Origin of the sequence: Thiorhodococcus minor, assembly GCF_010820565.1 — a bacterium.
Taxonomy (GTDB): Bacteria; Pseudomonadota; Gammaproteobacteria; order Chromatiales; family Chromatiaceae; genus Thiorhodococcus; species Thiorhodococcus minor.
In genome coordinates, this window is record NZ_JAAIJQ010000315.1 from 1 (window position 1) to 661 (window position 661).

Below are 661 nucleotides of genomic sequence, written 5' to 3' on the forward strand. Positions count from 1 at the left end.
CCGTTGAGCTGAGCTACAAGGACTACCGCGACGGCGATCGCCGCAAGGTCATGACCCTCTCGGGGCAAGAGCTGCTGCGGCGCTTCCTGCTGCATGTCCTGCCCAAGGGTTTCATGCGGGTGAGGCACTTCGGCTTCCTCGCCAATCGCTGCCGCGCGCGGCGCCTGCCGGAGATCCGCGCCGCGATTGCCGCGCCGGTTGCGACGCCAAGCCCAGACGCTGACGCCCAAGCGGAGACCGGCAGGCCCTTCGACGGCTATCCCTGTCCGAGCTGCCGCGCTGGACGGCTGCGGGTGCGCGTCTCCCTGGCACCGCAACGTCGCGATGGTGGATAGCGCGCGCCCCTAAGCGCCGAGCCGGCGCCCGCATCCGGGGATCAGCATCAGGCCCCACCGGGGCCTGCGCGCGCGCTTGCCTCAACACCTGGGAATTGGGCTAAGATCTCCTCGGTACACGTCTTCGCAGCACGATGGGAGCCCTTCTGATGCCCGGTTTCTGCCTCCGCGACGCTCCTCACCACCGACCGGCTGGCGCCGGTGCTCCCGCGTCATCCATGGCCCGCCGATACAATCCCCTCTCTATAAGGCATGCCCGCATCCGCGCGGTCGGCGGCGTCGTGCCAGGATCGGATTAGTCCAACAGACATTTATCCATCGGGCGC

The 661-nt window shown here is 68.2% G+C and carries 1 protein-coding gene; it reads left to right on the forward strand.

The genetic code is table 11. The features are described from left to right. On the forward strand, positions 1–335 hold a 335-nt coding region (locus tag G3446_RS27130), incomplete at its 5' end, for a transposase (protein ID WP_209262677.1). Positions 336–661: the final 326 nt, after the last annotated feature.